The sequence below is a fragment of the Halobacillus aidingensis genome (assembly GCF_900104185.1).
In the GTDB taxonomy this organism is placed as follows: Bacteria; Bacillota; Bacilli; order Bacillales; family Halobacillaceae; genus Halobacillus; species Halobacillus aidingensis.
Map to the genome: position 1 here is coordinate 34,060 of NZ_FNIZ01000013.1, position 18,912 is coordinate 52,971.

Annotated in this window: 14 protein-coding genes; 13 read left to right on the forward strand and 1 reads right to left on the reverse strand. The window is 40.6% G+C overall.

Going from position 1 to position 18,912, the window contains the following annotated elements; all coding sequences use genetic code 11:
* Nucleotides 1-77: 77 nt before the first annotated feature.
* A complete protein-coding gene (locus BLS23_RS13005) occupies nucleotides 78-1,196 on the forward strand; it encodes a 2-methylaconitate cis-trans isomerase PrpF family protein (protein WP_089652977.1) in 1,119 nt (372 codons plus the stop codon).
* Between the two features lie 124 nt (nucleotides 1,197-1,320).
* Here the strand turns inward: BLS23_RS13005 and BLS23_RS13010 are convergent, their stop codons facing one another.
* Complete coding sequence (locus BLS23_RS13010; protein WP_244157201.1) at nucleotides 1,321-3,849, reverse strand: PIG-L family deacetylase; 2,529 nt, start codon at nucleotides 3,847-3,849, stop codon at nucleotides 1,321-1,323.
* A 319-nt stretch (nucleotides 3,850-4,168) separates the two neighbouring features.
* On the opposite strand from BLS23_RS13010, the gene BLS23_RS13015 reads away from it, so the two are divergent.
* From BLS23_RS13015 to BLS23_RS13070, 12 genes are all read left to right on the forward strand, one after another.
* On the forward strand, nucleotides 4,169-5,332 hold the full coding sequence (locus BLS23_RS13015; protein WP_089652978.1) for an ROK family transcriptional regulator: 1,164 nt from the start codon (nucleotides 4,169-4,171) through the stop codon (nucleotides 5,330-5,332).
* 14 nt (nucleotides 5,333-5,346) lie between these two features.
* Nucleotides 5,347-6,453: an extracellular solute-binding protein gene (locus tag BLS23_RS13020; RefSeq protein WP_089652979.1), complete on the forward strand. Its 1,107-nt coding sequence runs from the start codon at nucleotides 5,347-5,349 to the stop codon at nucleotides 6,451-6,453.
* A gap of 24 nt (nucleotides 6,454-6,477) precedes the next feature.
* The gene (locus BLS23_RS13025; RefSeq protein WP_089652980.1) at nucleotides 6,478-7,560 is read left to right on the forward strand and encodes an ABC transporter ATP-binding protein; all 1,083 of its coding nucleotides are present in this window, start codon (nucleotides 6,478-6,480) and stop codon (nucleotides 7,558-7,560) included.
* Nucleotides 7,561-7,570: 10 nt separating this feature from the next.
* Nucleotides 7,571-9,256, forward strand: a complete 1,686-nt coding sequence (locus BLS23_RS13030) for an ABC transporter permease (RefSeq protein WP_244157203.1) — start codon at nucleotides 7,571-7,573, stop codon at nucleotides 9,254-9,256.
* Nucleotides 9,257-9,272: 16 nt separating this feature from the next.
* Nucleotides 9,273-10,751, forward strand: a complete 1,479-nt coding sequence (gene argH / locus BLS23_RS13035; RefSeq protein ID WP_089652981.1) for an argininosuccinate lyase — start codon at nucleotides 9,273-9,275, stop codon at nucleotides 10,749-10,751.
* Between the two features lie 256 nt (nucleotides 10,752-11,007).
* On the forward strand, nucleotides 11,008-12,234 hold the full coding sequence (locus BLS23_RS13040; protein WP_089652982.1) for a DUF819 family protein: 1,227 nt from the start codon (nucleotides 11,008-11,010) through the stop codon (nucleotides 12,232-12,234).
* Between the two features lie 436 nt (nucleotides 12,235-12,670).
* The gene (locus tag BLS23_RS13045) at nucleotides 12,671-13,534 is read left to right on the forward strand and encodes a hypothetical protein (protein ID WP_089652983.1); all 864 of its coding nucleotides are present in this window, start codon (nucleotides 12,671-12,673) and stop codon (nucleotides 13,532-13,534) included.
* 8 nt (nucleotides 13,535-13,542) lie between these two features.
* Nucleotides 13,543-13,902, forward strand: a complete 360-nt coding sequence (locus tag BLS23_RS13050; protein WP_089652984.1) for an Ltp family lipoprotein — start codon at nucleotides 13,543-13,545, stop codon at nucleotides 13,900-13,902.
* A 480-nt stretch (nucleotides 13,903-14,382) separates the two neighbouring features.
* Nucleotides 14,383-15,387: an ester cyclase gene (locus BLS23_RS13055; protein WP_089652985.1), complete on the forward strand. Its 1,005-nt coding sequence runs from the start codon at nucleotides 14,383-14,385 to the stop codon at nucleotides 15,385-15,387.
* Between the two features lie 43 nt (nucleotides 15,388-15,430).
* A complete protein-coding gene (locus BLS23_RS13060; RefSeq protein ID WP_089652986.1) occupies nucleotides 15,431-17,020 on the forward strand; it encodes a sodium:solute symporter family transporter in 1,590 nt (529 codons plus the stop codon).
* Nucleotides 17,021-17,085: 65 nt separating this feature from the next.
* Entirely contained in the window at nucleotides 17,086-18,105 is a 1,020-nt protein-coding gene (locus BLS23_RS13065; protein ID WP_089652987.1) for a LacI family DNA-binding transcriptional regulator, read from the forward strand.
* A 23-nt stretch (nucleotides 18,106-18,128) separates the two neighbouring features.
* Complete coding sequence (locus BLS23_RS13070; protein ID WP_089652988.1) at nucleotides 18,129-18,893, forward strand: SDR family NAD(P)-dependent oxidoreductase; 765 nt, start codon at nucleotides 18,129-18,131, stop codon at nucleotides 18,891-18,893.
* Nucleotides 18,894-18,912: the final 19 nt, after the last annotated feature.

An 18,912-nucleotide genomic window follows, 5' to 3' on the forward strand; every position in this document is an offset into this window, starting at 1 on the left:
TTTCTTATAATTATTTCCATTGTACGCTATGGGTACCATCTGGACAACATTCATTTTTCTTTAAGGAGGGCATTAAAATGAATAAAGTACCTATAACTTTAATGCGTGGAGGAACCAGTAAAGGGGTCTTTTTGCAAAAGAGAGATTTGCCTGCACATGACCTGGAAACAGAGCAGTTTTTACTAGATATCATGGGGAGTCCAGATCCTAATCAAATAGACGGGTTGGGAGGAGCTAATTCTCTTACAAGCAAGGTGGCTATTATCAATAAAAGTAGCAACCCTTCCTATGATATTGAATATACTTTTGCTCAAGTAAGCTTATATGATCAAATGGTGGATTATAAGGGGAATTGTGGGAATATTTCTTCAGCAGTCGGTCCTTATGCAATAGCTAAGGGACTTGTTTCAATAGAAGAACCTATCACCAAGGTAAGAATATACAATACAAATACGAATAAAATAATTACAGCTGAGGTAGAAGTGGAAAATGGAAAAGTAAAAACAGAAGGGGACTATTCGATTCCTGGTGTGCCAGGGAGTGCTTCTCCTATATTCTTATCCTTTGAAAATCCTGAAGGAGCTGTTACAGGAAAAGTTCTTCCTACAGGTAGACCAATCGATTTACTCTCGTGCTCTTTAGGGGAAATCCGCGCATCTATCGTGGATATAGCAAATCCCCTGGTATTCGTCCGTGCCCAGGATATAGGTCTTCGTGGAGATGAATCACCAGAGGAGTACTCAAAGGAGCAGATCGACCTTTTAGAAGAAATACGGGCGGCAGCAGCTGAGAAGTGCGGCTTCGCATCCAAGTCTGAAGCTACGAGGATTTCCCCGGCAACGCCTAAATTAACAGTGGTTTCTAAACCTTTTGATTATAAGGATACTGACGGCAAGTTTCATAAGGGAAAAGATTTTGACGTATTAGTCAGAATGATGTCCATGCAGCGGCCTCATAAAGCTCTGGCTATAACAGGCGCGGTATGTATCACAGGTGCCGGTAAGATTGAAGGCACGATCCTTTCTGAAATAATTGATAAGAATAGCAACAACATTTCTATAGGTCACCCAGCGGGGGTTATGGAAACTATATATAATGAGTTTCCGTTGTCCATTAAGGTCGGCAGAACCGCGCGTCTTTTAATGGAAGGGAAAGTTTACACAAAGAGTAATTATGGTGAAGGCTATGGTGCCTGACGTTCAGTGCGTTAAAAGTTAATAGAATCGGGGGCAGGCACTTTCAATACTTTCAATAGCAATTTAAAAATAACCCGCCTTCTATTTTTAAAAGGAGACGGGTTATTTATTGTGAACAGACTATTTATTCGTTGTAATAAGGGTAACTGATTAAATTGGTAAAGATCCGATATCCGCCAGGGACCTGGTTTTGGATTTGTCGGTACCAAACGAGGTTTGAATAGATATAGGTTCCTTCTCCGTAATCTGCCATAAGAATTCCACCTTCGAAAGGTTCCTCTCCAGGATCTGCTACACTCACGAATGTTTCAAATTCGCTGCTCCAGTCCATTGGGAAATAGAGGCCCCGTTCCTGGACCCATCCATCCCAGTCCGACTGTTGGATGGTGTTAGGGAAATTAAACAATGGAGACTCTGGTTTCAGCACTTCTACAGGCGCATCCTCGCGGGTGACTCTCCATTCAATAGATGGCTGACCAATAACTAATTTGTAAGGAGCGGTTGTTTCCGGATTCCAATTATCCCAAGGTTTATTATATTGAACGACAAGGTGACCGCCATTCTCTACATATTTTAGTAGACGTTCATTATGTTGAAGAAGATCTTCTCTGGAAAGATACGCACGGATTCCTGTCACGATGGTATCGTATTGAGAAAGGTCGGCGCTGGATAGATCTTGTTCGGTCAGTTTAGTAATATCCATGCCCACATTCATTAATTGATCGGCGACTTCATCAAAGCCACTCTCTACATAGCCTATTTTAAGGTCTTCAGGGTATTGAAGAGGGAAAGCTATGCCTTCTACATCTGCATTGGAAAGGTAGTAGTTTGTGCCAATATGGTCGTAATCAATGGTTTGTACATTCTTAGTGATCTGAACTTCATTCACGTGAGCTTCAGGTGTTATGTTGAATGCTCCTTCATCCACATCTTTTGGTGGGATCAGGTCGAATGTAATCATCTTTTCTTTCTCGGAAGCTTCAAAGTGAACCGACTGTGTGGCAGGTTCTGACTGCCAATTCTCTGGTAAGTTCAAAGAAACGTCCGTCGTTAATTCCCCTTCGGCAAATTTCTCTACCGTCACTTCTAATGGGAGAGTATCTTCAATGTCTTTCGTATTGATCACGAGATTCTCCGGGTTTGGTTTTAAAGAGACTTCAGGCAATAAGGATACTCTTTCCTCAGGAGTGTACTCATTCGTTGCCGTACTGTTTCTCGTTTGGAAGCTCACCTCTGCTGTTATACTGCTAGGATCATAAGCATCATAATAGTTTCTTGAAGATGCTTTTACTTGATATTCAAAAGTCTTCGTTTGGCCAGGTTGTAGGGTTGCTTCCTTACCATTGTCTTTTACTTCCCAATCCTCGGGAATGGAGAGGGATGCATCCAAATTACGCACTTTCTCTGACCCGTTGTTTTTGATGGTCACGCTTACATCTGTCGTGTCGTTGTAAGTGAGTTGAGGGTCATCCACTTCGACTTCAACATCAAGTTGACCCGCGACAAAAAGGGTATGGGTTAATTGTTCTTCTTTAACTTCAAGTTTGTGTTGAAGTGTATTTTTAAATTGTTCAGGAAGTTTGTTTTCCTTCGCCATTTGTGATTGAAGTCTTTGTAAGTGTTGATAAGCTTTTTCGGCATGAGTAAGTACTTGACTATGATTTGGGTACGCTTCTTTAACTTTCTCTAAGTTATGTTGGAGTTTTTTCAGGCTTTGTTTATACTTGTTACCTGATTTTGTGAGATCGCTTGTATAATCTGAGAAATCATAAGGGATTCCTTCATATAAATGATCTTCTTTTTCAGGAATATCTCCCACGGTAGATTTAACGAGTTGAAGATCAACGGAGACAGGGCCATCTCCGACATCTCGTCCCATTCCTTGAGATTCATGTAAGTATCGGGCCTTTTCACCAAGTTGAGGGTAGGTCATATCGTAATGCTCATCGTATGCTCCAATTTCGATGGAGATGGTTGTTTGTTCTTCGCTTTCTGCTGGAAGGTAAAGCTTTTTAGCCTGCCATGTGGTTAAACCATCTTGGAGCTGTTCTGGGAAAACTTTGGGGTCTGCAGCATCATCAAATGCTTTTTCGGTAAGCATGGTCATGGCACGGTGGTGGCCATGTTGAGAGTCTACGTTGCGGAAGGAAGGCATGAGAACATCGGGTTTGAACTCACGGATGTGTTGAATTAAGCGCTCATAAGTTGCTGTTTCTCCCCATTTCTCAAGGGTTTCTTCAGGGGATTTTGAAAAACCGAAATCCTTGATATCATCCTCGAAACCTTGGTTGAGGAAGAAGATGTCGATCCCTAGAACATCGGAGGATGCTTGTAATTCGTTTGTGCGGATAATACCAAGACCATCACCAAGCTCACTTCCTATTTCATTCTGGCCTCCCTGCCCTCGAGTAGACAAGAGGAAAGAGGTCTCGATTCCTTCTCCTCGTGATAAGTAAGCGAGAAATTGGCTTCTTTCATCATCCGGGTGTGCACCGGTATTCATAAAACTTGCGGTAGTCGTCAAAGGCACCACTGACTCCCATAGTTCCAATTCCGAAGCGGTTGATTCTTGAGCAGAGCTGATTGAGGGACTGGAAGTAAATCCTGAAATCATTAACAACGTAACCAACAAAACATAGCCAAGATTCTTCAAAAAATTCCTCCTTAAATAGATTAGTTAGTTAAGTTTGCTAACTAACTTGTTGTCATTATAATTCATTTTATACAAATATTGGAACTACCTTTAGGCCTGTTTTGTATGAGTCAAAAGGATTAATTTGACAAAATATACAAAATATTATAAAAACAAAGGAAATTAAAGGGAATAAAAGGTAATAGAAGCATAATCCAATTATTTACTATTTTCAGTTAAATACATGATTTTACAATTATGGAAGGCGCAAGTATAAATGAAGTATAGTTAGTAAGTTGTTCTAACTAACTAACACAATCGTAATAAAGGAGCACATGCCATGCAGAAGGGTGATGCAGCATACATCAAAAACATGAACAAAAAATTAGTATTGAAATGTATTCGTGATCATGAGCCAATCTCGCGCTCTGAGATCTCAAAGAAAATACATATGAGTAAACCCTCTGTGTCCTTGTTGGTGGAGAACCTGATCCAGGAAGGGTGGGTGCTTGAAACAGGCCCGGGTAAATCTACCGTAACTGGTGGAAGAAAACCTGTACAACTTGTATTCAACCCTGAATCTTCCTACGTCATTGGTGTGGATATAGGTGGAACAAAAATAGCTTCCGGCATTACCTGTTTAAAAGGTCATATTTACGCATACCGGGAATTTGCTACAAAGGATTATTTAGAAGGAGATCTCCTCAAGCGTTTGAAAGAAGATGTTCACGATATGTTGAAGGAACTCAATTTATCCGTCCATGACATCATGGGGATGGGCATGGGCGTACCTGGAGTGACCAATGTAAAGGAAGGAATTGTTGTAGACGCCCCCAGTTTGAAGTGGGTCAATTACCCTGTTAGAGAACGGGCAAGTCAATACTTCCCTTTTCCTATATACGTAGAAAACGATGTGAATACGAGTGTATTAGGTGAACATTGGGTAGGCGCAGGCAAAGCATTGGATCATATCATCTATATCGCGGTGGGCACAGGTATTGGAAGTGGAATGATTCTGAATGGAAAACTTTATAGAGGAAGTAGCTACAGTGCAGGTGAAATGGGATACCTTGTAACGGATGCCCAAAAGGCGAAAGGGTACCAGCCAACCTTTAAAGGATATGGCTTCCTGGAAAGCATAGCAAGCGGGGCTTCTATCGGAAAGCGCCTCTCTGAGCGGAAAAATAAGAATATGACAGCAAAAGAGGCGTTCGAGTTAAGAAGACAAGGCGATCAAGATGCGATGGAGATCGTAGATACAGCAGTCGAACATTTAGGCTTCGGAATCGCTAATTATATCTCATTGTTTAACCCTGAGTTAGTCATTATAGGAGGTGGTGTAAGCGGTTCATTTGATGAATTCGAAAAAACGTTATCCAGGATTGTAGAGGAGTTTACACCAGAGAGCTGCAAAGTAGTCCCATCCACATTTGGGAGAGAAGCCGGTATTGTCGGAGCAGTCGCTTTATTTCTGAAAGAGTATGAATCAGTGATTCAAATCTGAAGGGGGCATTTCTAATGAAAAAGAAAACTCATTGGGTGAAGGTTTGGGCTTTTTTACTTGTCTTTGGTTTTATACTTACTGGTTGTATGGCTGGAAACGAAGAGTCCAGCAGTACGGATGGGGATTCAAGTGAAGGATCCAATGGCGAAAATGGAGATTTAGAAGATAAGGTCGTTGTTTACTCTCCGCATGGGAAAGACATATTGAGTGAATTTGAACAACAATTCGAAGCAGAGTATGACGTCGATATGGAATTTCTCGATATGGGTTCGCAAGAGATCCTGGACCGTGTCCGCTCGGAGGAAAATAATACTCAAGCCGATATTTGGTGGGGAGCTCCACAGGTAATGTTCGATGAAGCGAAAAATGAAGAACTTCTGCAGCCATATGAACCAAGTTATGCAGACGCGCTGGATGAGATGTATCACGATGAAGAGTGGTATTGGACAGGAACGTCACAAACGCCTGAGGTTATCCTATACAACAACAAAGAAATATCGGAAGAAGAAGCGCCTAAGGATTGGGATGATTTAATTGATCCGAAGTGGGAAGATGAGTTGATCATCCGTTATCCGCTGGCCTCTGGTACGATGCGTACCATTTACTCAGCTATGATTTATCGCGACTACAAAGATACGGAGAGCCCTGAAGCAGGTTATGAGTGGCTTCAAAAATTAGATGAAAATACGAAAGAATACGCCGCAAACCCGGAAATCATGTATAACCAAGTAGCCAAAGGTGTCGGGAATCTTTCTGTCTGGAACATGCCTGATACGGTCATGCTCGCTGAAGAAAAAGATTATCCGTTCAGCTACGTTATTCCTGAGAGCGGGACCCCTGTACTGACAGAAGGGATCGCTATGATTGAAGGCGCGCCTCACCCTGAAGCGGCAAAAGCTTTTTATGAATTCGTCAATACTCAGGAAGCCGCAAAATTATTAGCAGATAAATATTACCGCATACCGACAAGAGATGATGTGGAAGACCTTCCACAGTGGATCGAAGAAACGGAAATTAATGCGATGGACATTGATTGGGCCGTATTCCAGGAAAAATCTGAAGAGTGGATGGAGTATTGGGACAATAATATAAAAAATAGTGAAAAAGAAACAGGGAACTAAACCAACGGTAGAGGAGTTGTTGGCATGTCGTCTGTCACCCTTTCAAACATAACAAAGCGATTCGGAAACTTTACAGCTGTGAAAGATTTAGATTTAGTCATAGAAGAAGGAGAATTCTTTACTTTTCTAGGGCCCAGCGGGTGTGGAAAAACAACGACTCTAAGAATGATTGCCGGATTCTATTATCCTTCAGAAGGAAAAGTTAAATTCAATGAGAAGGATATGACAACCGTCTCTCCTGAAAATAGAAATACGGGCATGGTTTTTCAAAACTATGCCCTATTTCCACACATGACGGTTTATGAGAATGTGGCTTTCGGTTTGAAAGTAAGGAAGAAGAAGAAAGCTGAAATCAAAAAGCGGGTGGAAGATGTTTTAGAGAAAGTGAGATTGAAGCCATTCATCGATCGACAAGTGAGTCAATTGAGTGGTGGGCAGCAACAACGTGTAGCTTTAGCAAGAGCCCTAGTGATTGAGCCTGACATCTTACTTTTAGATGAGCCGTTAAGTAATTTGGATGCTCGTCTAAGAGATGAGATGAGAAATGAAATCCTAAGGTTGCAGCGTGAATATGGAATTACGACGATCTACGTTACCCATGATCAGGTGGAAGCTCTTACGATGAGCGACCGGATTGCCGTATTTAATGTTGGAAACTGCCAGCAAATCGGAACACCGACGGAGATCTACAATCAACCGGTCAATGATTTTGTCGCAGAATTTATTGGGGAAACCAATCTATTGGATGTGGACTGGAAAGAAGATAAGGAAGAGTTTTATAGTGAAGGTTTAAATAAAAGCATTGCTGTCATTCCTCCTGAGCCGGAGATGAGTGAGGGGCCGTTGAAAATGTCCATCCGTCCAGAAGCCATCCAAGTGTCAGAGGAAGAGTTGTCCGGGCCAAACGTTTTTTTAGGAAACGTCCAGTTGGTTCAATTTACAGGAGAAGCCGTGCATAGTTTCATCGCGATTCATGAGAGTGATGTCACGTTGAAAGTCACAGACCTTAACAAGGGGCCGAGTACGTATTTGAAAGAAAATGCTCAAGTATATGTGCAATTACCACCTTCTCAAGTGCGTGTCGTACCCAAGGCTAAGAAGGAGTGAGTCGCCCATTATGCTGAATGCTGAAAAAAGAAAAACCCTATTCTTGCTTATTCCTATTGTTTTAATCTTAGTGGGTTATGTCCTTTATCCTTCCATAGAGACTTTACTGGAGAGTTTTAAAAGAAATGGAGCGATGACACTCCAGAATTATATTGATTTTTTCGGCCCTAAAGCCCAATCGAATCTGGAAGCTTTATGGAATTCTGTCTACATATCTTTATTATCTGTATTGCTTAGTGCGTGCATTGGGATTCCATTGGCCTTCATTTTCACAAGATATGATTTTCCCGGGCGATCCTTTTTCTCAGGAATTGCTATTATGCCCATTGTTCTTCCATCGCTCGTCGGGGTTATGGCTTTCATGTGGCTCTATGGAGAAGTGGGGTTAGTCCCAAGTGCGATCAGAGATATTTTCGGTCTTGAAGAAGTTCCCTTCAGCATTGGCGGTGTGTCAGGAATATTGATTGTGCACGCCTATACGATGTATCCCTACTTCTATATGACGGTATCTTCAGCATTGAATAATGTGGATCCATCCTTGGAGGAATCAGCGGCCAATTTAGGTTCCAGCCGGTTCGGGGTTTTTTGGAAGGTGACTTTTCCATTGCTGACTCCTGCCTTAGTGGCTGCTTCGCTTCTTGTATTTATGGTATCCATGGCATCCTTCAGTGCTCCTTTTCTGCTTGCTGGAGGGTATAGGGTATTAAGTTTACAAATCTACTTTTCTAAAATTAATGGCAACTTGGAGATGGCGGCCACTCAATCTGTGATTCTCTCGATTATATCGATCTCCTTTCTGTTATTTATGCGTTGGTTTCAGGGTCGGAAGGATTACAGAATGGGTACCAAAGGGATTGGGGCTCATCGAAGTGAAGTCAGCAATCCATTATTGAAATGGATTATGGTGAGTTTAGGTGTTGTCGCTATGATTGTCCTGCTTCTGCCTCACGTTGTTCTGGCTATCCTATCTTTTGTCCCAGAAGGATCGTGGACGTGGCAAACCTATCCGACTTCTTTTAATTTTGAGAATTACCGGCTGCTATTTGAAGACCCGAACATATGGGATCCTGTAAGGAACAGTTTATTTATGGCCTTTGTCGCCTGCTTAGGATGTTTCGTGTTTGGAATGATCACCTCTTATGCATTAGTGAAGAGGAAGTTCATCGGGAAAAACTTACTGGATATTCTTGTGATGATTCCTTGGGCCTTGCCGGCTACTGTTGTAGGTATGAACCTTATTTTAGCTTTTAATAAGGAAACCCCATTTTCTTTCGGTCAAGTTTTAGTAGGAACCTACTGGATCCTGCCACTTGCTTATTTTGTACGTTTCATACCATTAGTTGTTCGTTCAACATCTGCCGTTTTAGAGCAGCTGGATGACTCGATCGAAGAAGCGGCCCAAAGCCTTGGGGCCAAATGGTTCTATACGTTTAGAAGAGTTGTCTTACCTATTATTATGCCAGGAGTACTAAGTGGTACATTGCTTGCGTTTGTGCAGGCTGTTGGGGAATTCCCGACCTCCGTATTGTTATACACATTGGATAACCGCCCCATCTCCATAGAAATTATGAACCAGCTCAGACTCTTCAATTTAGGGCAGGCCGCGGCCTTCGGCATGATCCAAGTCGGGTTAATTGCCATCGTAATGATCATTTCGTACAAGTTTTTCGGTGTAAAATCAGAAAATACTCTTTAATAGATGAGGTGAAGAGATGAGTAAACTGAAGGCAAACTTTGAATCGGAAGATGGAATCGGATTTCCAGGGAAGACGTATGTCGATGAGTTGTTAAAACCAGTGTTCAAAGATCAGCATGAATACCTTTTCGATGCGATGTTCATGGTTCACCGTGCTCACACCACGATGCTTAAAGAACAAAAAATTATCACCGAAGAAGAAGCAAAAGAAATCATCCATGGGGTTAAAAAAGTGTCACAAATGAACAAAGAAGAATTCCAATATGATCCGGTTTACGAAGATTTATTTTTCTTAGTTGAATCAAAAATTGCTGAGCTTATAGGCCCTGACTTGGCAGGAAAAATGCACATTGCGAAAAGCAGAAACGATATGGGAGAAGCCATGTACCGGCTGGTAATTCGGGAACATTTGCTGGAGTTGATCGCTCATACACAAGCACTCGGGCAAGCCTTAGTCGAACAATCGAAACATCACGTAGATGACGTGATGCCTGCACATACTCATACACAACCAGCCCAACCGACGACATTTGCCCACTATCTCTTAGCTATCTCAGATAACCTTTATCGTGATGTACAAAGACTGCAGAATGCCTATGATGTGGTCAATCGTTCACCAATGGGAGCCGCAGCTATTACCACGACTGCTTTTCCTATTAATCGCCACCGTGTAGAAGAACTATTAGGTTTCAAGGGAATTATGGAGAACTCCTATGATGCTATTGCCACGGGGGATTACCTGTTAGAATCCGGGCTTTCCATTGTCAGCCTGATGACAAATATGGGGCGGTGGATTCAAGAGTTTCTAAGAATGGCCTCTCGAGAGGTCGGGTTGTTAAAAGTGTCAGATGCTTATGTTCAAGTAAGCAGCATCATGCCGCAAAAAAGAAACCCTGTTTCCTTGGAGCATTCAAGAGCCCTTGCCAGCAGTGCAGTTGGGGAAGGGTTAACGATTGTGCAGATGATTCATAACACCCCTTATGGAGATATCGTAGACACAGAAGATGATCTGCAGCCCCACCTTTATGAAGGTTTCGGAAAAGCTTTACGAGTCGTGAAGTTGATGAGAGCTGTCATTTCAACGATGTCCTTCAATAAGGACGAAGCGAGAAACCAAGCCGCTATGAACATGATTACCATTACAGAACTGGCTGATGTCCTTGCTCGGGATTATAGTGTACCCTTCAGAAAAGCTCATGGACTCTCAAGCATGGTGGCAAAAAAAGCCTCCAGTTTAAATAAGGAGCTTTATGAGCTTAAGGTTGTTGAGGTAAATGGATGGATTCAGACGGTGGAAATTACTGAGGAAGATTGGAAAGCCATTGTAGATCCTCAGCAGTTTGTTGAGAAAAGAAGTATTCATGGCGGCCCTAATTCTGAAGTGGTGAAGAGTATGATTGAAGATCGTGTGGAAAAGTGGAGAACGATTGAAGAAGATGCGAAGTTAGAAATGAAACGTATTGAAAAGATAAAACTAGATTTAGATAAAATTTAGTATGGGAGTGCCCTTGATACAATTCGATTTTTAACGAAGTGGGGCAATCAATTTGAATTTATTTTTCTAAATGGTGGTTTCAAGGAGTTCTGCTTGAACTAACTAGCGCTACTTCATTCAACTCGTTTATTGAAAAGTTGACGCTGAAAAGTGCCTGATCCCCACAACGCTAAAGAGTAAAAGTGGTGGGGGTCAGGCATTTTCTTTAAGGCAATGACACCATGAAACTTTTAATAATTAAAAAGAGGTGAACAAATTGGATAACACGTTAATATCGTCCGACAATACGTGGGCACTCTGGTCGTTTCTGACAGGGTGGGCGGCCATCAGTATATATTTAGAGCAAAAGTACAAATGGGCATCGAAAATTTCCGGAGCCATCATTGCATTAATCGGGGCCATGGTATTAGCCAATTTAAATGTTATACCACTTGAGTCCAGTGTGTATGATGCTGTATGGAATTATGTCGTACCTTTGGCGATTCCGTTACTGTTGTTTCAGGCGAATATCAGGAAGGTTTGGCAGGAAAGCGGACGTATGCTGACGATCTTCCTGTTAAGCTCTATCGGTACGGTCGCTGGTACCATCATCTCTTTTATGCTTTTAAAAGATGTAATTCCCCATCTGGATAAAATCGGTGCCATGATGGCAGGGTCCTATACGGGAGGTGGCGTAAACTTTGCAGCCATGGCCGCAAAATTCCAGACGCCAAGTGAACTTGTTTCGGCTACCGTTGTTGCAGACAATATGATGATGGCGACCTTCTTCTTTGTTTTGATGGCCATCCCGACATTTTCATTTTTCCGTGATCGGTTCAAAACCCCTCATATTGATGAGGTAGAATCGGGAGTTACTGGAGACGAGAGTGAAACACAGGCCGCTTCTTTCTGGAAAGGAAAAGAAATATCATTAAAAGATATTGCGATCAGCGTAGCGAGTGCATTCGCCCTTGTTACAGTATCTTTTAATCTCGCAGACTTTTTTGCCGGAGTCCTTCCTGGTGGCGAGGATGTAAACATCATTTATCAGGTGCTGGGCGGAATCATTGGCGATCGTTATCTGATGCTTACGACACTTACCGTGCTGGCCGTTTCATTGTTCCCCAGACAGTTCGAAAGCATCAAAGGTACACAGGAACTTGGGACGTTCTTAATTTATTTATTCTTTGTAGTCATCGGGGTACCAGCATCCATCGCCATCGTAGTCACAACATCCCCTTTATTATTGGTATTTGTTTTGATCATCGTTCTGATGAATGTGCTAGTCTCTCTGGTTTTGGGTAAACTGTTTAAATTTAGTTTAGAAGAGACCCTCCTTGCAAGTAATGCGAACATGGGAGGTCCCACAACAGCTGCGGCCATGGCGATTGCAAAAGGGTGGCATAAATTGATTGTGCCGATTCTTCTTGTTGGTACTCTCGGGTATATTCTTGGAAACTACATTGGCACAGGACTTGGCTTCTGGTTTCAAAATTTAATGTGAATCAGGTGAAGTGGGCAATTGTTAAGGTATTATAAGTTAGCACATATCTCAGAGGGTAGAGATGTGGGCTGTTGGTTTTGAGGCAAGGCGGTTGCCGTTTAACAGTTTCAAGAATGTTCAGTAGCTACAATAGGAGAAGTGTTCTATGGAAGTGTAATAGACTTTGAGGAAATGTTTGCCCCCCACTTCGCAATAATGTTAACGTGGTGGAGTTTAGGCGCTTTTACTTATTCTTAATGCATATTTTATATCTTAAGATTTATTTGTACTATATAATTAATGGTCATAATTACATTATTTTGGTAAATGATTTACAGGTGTTTTTTGAATAAAGAAAGTATATATACCTAATGAGATAACTGTTTTTAATCTAAAGGTGGTTCCATAAAAACAGATGTGCCACAACTTAAAAGTCCTATATATGGGAGTTAATTCTATGAAGAAGTTCTTTGTTTTAGTAGATTTAAAGGAAGTTTATCCGGCTGCAATTTTATATTATTCTTTTTTACCTTTAATGACTCGAGATTTATCTTTATCCCTATTTCCTGCTGCTATTTTGAATATTATCATTTGGGTTGTCTTATTACGTAAAGAAGTACGATCTAAAGTTGGTTATTCCATCAATTCTTTTTCACTAATTTTAGTAGTGTTTACTTATCAAGGTTTAATTGTCGATTTTTTGATGAGTCTGTTATTGTTATTTACTATTTTATCTCCATTTCTTATAAGAAGATTTTTTACCCACGGTAGGTGGATGTTAGTGGGGGTTTATTTGTATGATATTATAATCATTTTGTTTGTTATTTCTATAATATTACCATTTGTAGAAAAAGGGTGGCTCCCATTTTTTACTCAATTGCAATACATCAATATTTTTGTGTTTTTAATAATCTTAGTTACAGCAGTGTACACGTTAAAACATTTATTGAACTTTTTATACTTTCTGGTTGAAAATAAAGATGTATATTCAAAGAATGTTATAATAACCTTTATTACTATTGGTATACCTGTTTTCTTGAGTTTACCAGACTTTGTTTTTGCTTATTCAATCTACGAACTTTATTTGGAAGTGTTTAAAGGTAAAGAATATTCTTTTTTAGATCGATATTACTATAGTTTTTCTGTACATTTTCTTACTCCCCCTTTTAAATTAGGATTAGAAATTCAAAGTCTATTTGATTCGTTATTAGGGAAAGTTATATATATATCACATATGTTAACAGTTAGAATTGTCGATATAACATTAATTGCTGCTATTAGCAGTATCTTTATAGATAAGATACGAAGTAAGGAGAAGTGAAAATTATTATGAAAGTGCCTGACTCACACTACCCTAAAGTGTTAACGTGGTGGGGGTCAGGCACTTTCTTCACAAACAGTACCGTTTCTCAAAAGCAGGCGGTAGCTATGGCTGAGCAATACCTTAGTTTCATGGCATTCTCAAAGTCAGGGTTGATCGATCAATTGGAGTTTGAGGGGTTCAGTACAGAAGATGCCACCTATGGTGTAGAAAATATTTCGGTGGATTGGCAGGAACAGGCGGTGACCAAGGCCGAGGAGTATCTTGATTTTATGGCGTTCTCAAGACAGGGTTTGATTGATCAATTGGTTTTCGAAGGGTTCAGCAAAGAACATGCAGCGTACGCAGCCAGTCAAGTGGGGTTGTAATCGCAAGGTGGAAGCGGGGCAGGTACAATAACATATTTACAGGGATATTCACAGGTGAGAAATTGAGGGCTTTACTTAAAAGGTCGAATGATATCTTAATCACACATTATTAAAGAGCGCTTCAGTTACGAAGCGTTCTTTGTCTATAACTACCGGTCTGCGACATTTTCTTCCGGACATTCTCGTTCAACTGGTTGCCAAGATGATGTTAATTGGATTATACATTACAAACTAAACTCAATAGTGGCGAAATATTTAGAAAATTTAAAAATATCCTTTACTATTGTAATTTTTTTCTTTATAATTCTCAGTAACTCATAAAGGAAGGAGGAAATCTCCAGAATCGTTCAAATTATTTTTATGAATTTTTGAATGCGGATTCAATAATTCATAATGTATAAGACTTACTTTAAGCATTAATTTTTTGTGTGTTTTGAATGCGGATTCAAGAGTTAAAAATTTTTATAAGGTAGTGGTTAAATGGAATCTGTACATTTGAAAAATAAGAAACTGATTCAAGAACTTTCGTCAAGGTTGTACAACTCAAATAATGAAAATATCGCTGAGAACATTAAAGATTACTATCATGAAGATGCAGTCCTTTATTGCTTTCATCCCATTAACAAAGTGGAGGGCATTGATCAGATCATAAACACTTTCTACAGACCCCTGGTAAGCTCTTTTCCAGATTTGAAAAAAGACTCCTATATTCTCATGGCAGGGGAGTATCAAGAGAATCAATGGGTCACTGCCACTGGAAACTTTGTCGGAACATTTAAAAATGATTGGTTAGAGATTCCAGCTAGTCAACATGCGACGTGGATAAGGTTTGGTGAGTTCCATAAAATCAAGGATGGAAAGATTATAGAAACAAGATTATTAATCGATATGCTTGATGTTATGAGACAAGCAGGGTTCAAATTCATTCCATCATTGGCTCCTGAAACAAATGTACCCGGCCCCTCTACATACGATGGACTTTTGTTGAAAGAAGACGATACTCATGAGAGAGCGAAGTCTCTCCAACTGGTAGAGGATATGATCTTCAAAGGTCTCAGGAAAGCATCATCTGGCTTAGAAAAGCAGGGATTGGAAGAATTTTGGAAAGAGGACTTTATGTGGTATGGCCCTGGAGGAATAGGGACGACAAAGGGTATACAAGGATTCAAAGATTACCATCAAGGTCCTTTCGTCAAAGCTCTGCCGGACCGTGTGGGTGGGCACAATCATGCGTCAAGGTTTGCTGACGGCACCTACATCGCTTCAACGGGGTGGCCTAGTGTGGAAGCGACACACACAGGCGCGGGATGGTTGGGGATACCAGCCCCAAATAAAAAAGTGACGATGAGAGTAATGGATTGGTGGAGGAGAGAAGGGGATTTACTAGCAGAAAACTGGGTTTTGATAGACATTGTAGAATACTTGCTTCAGTTGGATATTGATATTTTCGATAGGCTTAGAAAAAGACAATACCTTATCAGGTGAAAGTGATATATCTTGAATAATACAGGAGAGTGATGGTGATCACATGCATCCAATTGATATAACGATTATTGTAGCATACATGGCAGGATTAATAGTTATGGGTTATATGCTGGGGAAGGGAAATAAATCACAGAAAGATTATTTCATTGGTGGCAGATCCGTGGCAACTCTACCGATCGCATTATCGATTGCTGCTACCACGATGAGTGCTAATGGGTTTATTGGAGGCCCAGGGTGGGCCTATACGTCAGGTATGATTGCTTTTATGTTGAATTACAGTATCCCTATTGTCATGATCATTACGTTGTCCGTATTTCTGCCATTCTTCTACAACTTGGATGTTACGTCTATTTATGAATATATTGAGATGAGGCTTGGCGGGTTCAGCCGCATGCTGGCAGTTTTTGGATTTGTTGTATCGAATATCATTCAGGTCGGATCATTTCTTTTTATCCCTTCTTTAATCATTCAGCAATTTACGGGTTGGTCCTTGTCTGTGGTGGTTCCTATCGTCGTCGTCGTATCTATCATATATACGCTTCTTGGTGGGATAAAAGCGGTAATTTGGACCGATGCGATACAAATGATTGTCCTTTGGGGTGGACTCATTGTGACCATGGGGATTATCATCGCTAACCTAGAGGTGGGTTTCTTTGAAGCCTTGGGTGAAGCTAAGGAAAATGGAAAGCTTGCAGCGCTTGATTTCTCTTTGGATGTCCAACTCGAAAACGGGTTCTGGGTTGCTCTAATTGGTGGTACATTCTTGTGGTTAAAATATTATGCTACAGACCAAACCCAGACGCAGCGCATGTTTGCTGCCAAATCCGTAACTGAAGTGAAGAAGTCCATTTGTATCAGTGGTTTTGTTATGAACATCATGTTTTTTGTATTTATGTTAATTGGCGTGTTGTTGTATATCACGATGGATGGACGTTCATTCGAGAATTCCAACAATGTTATGATCACCTTCATAGCTTCCAATATACCTGTGGGCGTTCTTGGGCTCATGATTGCTGGGGTTTTTGCAGCTGCCATGTCAAGTATAGATTCTGTATTGAACTCCGTCACCACGGTTTTTATAAAAGATGTGTATGAAAAATTCATAACAAAAGGGGAAGAGGCTTCGCTTAAAGTTTCTATGATCTTCACATTGGTTTTCGGATTATTGCTGATTGTCTTTACCTTATTGGCTTTCGGAGACACGACAGCTTCCATCCTTCAAGTAGTCGGAAGTTACCTTTCCTACTTCTCTGGTTCAATTCTTGCTATGTTCCTGCTTGGAATGTTGACGAATAAAGCAAATGATAAAGGGGTAGCTATCGGTTTTGTAGTTGGGATCATTCTAACAGCCTATATAGGCAAGATGGGAATTGTGAACTGGTTATGGAATTACCCTATTGGCTGTGCTTTTACACTAATCATTGGTTACACAGCAAGTTTTCTTTTCAAAACAGAAAAAGTGGGCTACGAAGAATTCACTATCCTTGGTCAAAGGGCAAAGCTCAAGTCAGAGGGTCGAACCGAAGATCAGGAAGGAACGTCTATTTTACCTGGTGCCATCGACAAGTACACTTACATTTTATTAGGATTCTTTATCGCTCAAACGGTCTTTCTACTCCTAATTCAGTTATAATGAAAGAAGACTGAATGTTCTAATATTAAAAAATGAAATGTATATAATAGAAGGGATTTTAAAACATGAAAGATCGTATTAGTGCTTATGATGTTGCTGAAAAAGCTGGAGTATCACAATCGACTGTTTCAAGAGTATTGAACAACTATCCTTTTATGAAAGAAACAACAAGGAAAAAGGTCCTGACCGCCATTGAGGAATTAGGATTCACTAGAGATGAAATTGCCAGAAGTTTGGCCAGCAAGAAAACGAGAACCATTGGTTTGATTCTTGGGGATATTACTAACCCATTTTTTTCAGAGTCGGCAAAAGTGATTACAAGGAAAGCGCAGGAAATGGATTATAACGTCATTCTTTGTAATACCAATCATAGTGAGGAAAACTTGAATAAGTACATTCAGACACTGATGGGAAAACGTGTAGACGGCATCATTGTTGCCTCAGCAGATAAGGATAATCAAAAAATCAAAGAACTTTACGATAAAGGTTTTCCTATCATTCTTTACAACAGCATTATGGAGCATGATCATGCCAACTACATTGCTGTCAATAACTATAAAGGAGCCCAGCTTGCTGTTGAACACCTCTACCATTTTAACCACCGGGAAATCAGTTACATTGCAGGTCCTTCTAAATATGTAACGACACATCTGCGTAATTTAGGATTTAAAGATGCCCTTGATAAGTTTGGTTTGAAAATGAATGAGAAGTTCATATATGATCGTGAATTTTCTTATGATGAAGTTTATCTGTTTGCGAAGAATCTACTAAATCAACAGAGTAGGCCTACTAGTTTTTTTGCATCATCCGACCAAATGGCGCTGGCCGTCTTAGATGCTGCTGCCAGTGAAGGTATTTCAGTACCTGAGCAACTTTCCGTTATCGGATTCGATGATATAGATCTTGCCAAGAACCAATTCATAGGACTGACAACCATCACTCAACCCAAAGAGAAAATGGCGATGTTAACTCTAGAAAAACTGGTGTCTTTAATTGAAGAGAAAGAACACGTGGATGCTCCAATACAGATTGTGTTAGAACCTGAGCTTATATCAAGAAAAACGACAGGTATATACAAATCATAAATGAAGAGGAAAGGAGTGAAGTGATGACTGCCCATTTCTCTGATATAAAAGGGAAGCATGTCATAGTAACCGGAGGAAGTAAAGGGATAGGAAGAGATGTAGCTATCGAATTCGCTAAACTCGGTGCTTCAGTTGTCATTACAGGAAGGGATGAGAATGCCTTAATAGAAACTAAGAGTGAACTGAGTAGGTTTAGCTCACCACATAATTATATCGTGGCTGATATGAGAGAAGTCACAGAAGTTATTCAGATGGTAGATGAAGCTGCTGGCCTCATGGGAGGAATTGATATCCTCGTAAATAATGCAGGTGTGAACTTGCCAAAGTCAGCTTTTGAAGTGACAGAAGAAGACTGGGATTCCATGATTGACACGAATTTGAAAGGTAGTTTTTTCTGTTCTCAGCAGGTCGGGCGGTACATGCTGAAGCAGAAGAAAGGAAAGATCATCAACATTGTTTCACAAATGGCTTTTGTGGGTTATTTCAAACGAGCTCCTTATTGTGCAAGTAAAGGCGGGGCTGTACAACTTACAAAAGCCCTGGCTGTCGAATGGGCTTCTCAACATATCAATGTGAATGCAGTGGCTCCTACATTTATTGAAACAGAATTGACCAAACAGATGTTGGAGGAGTCTACGTTCCGAGAAGATGTCATCAACAGGATTCCTTTAGGAAAACTTGCGCGACCTAGGGACGTGACGGGAGCTGTGATCTACTTGGCATCGAATATGGCCGATTTTATTACAGGTGAAACGATTAAAGTAGATGGTGGCTGGACGGCAATCTAAATGTGTTACCAGTTTTGAA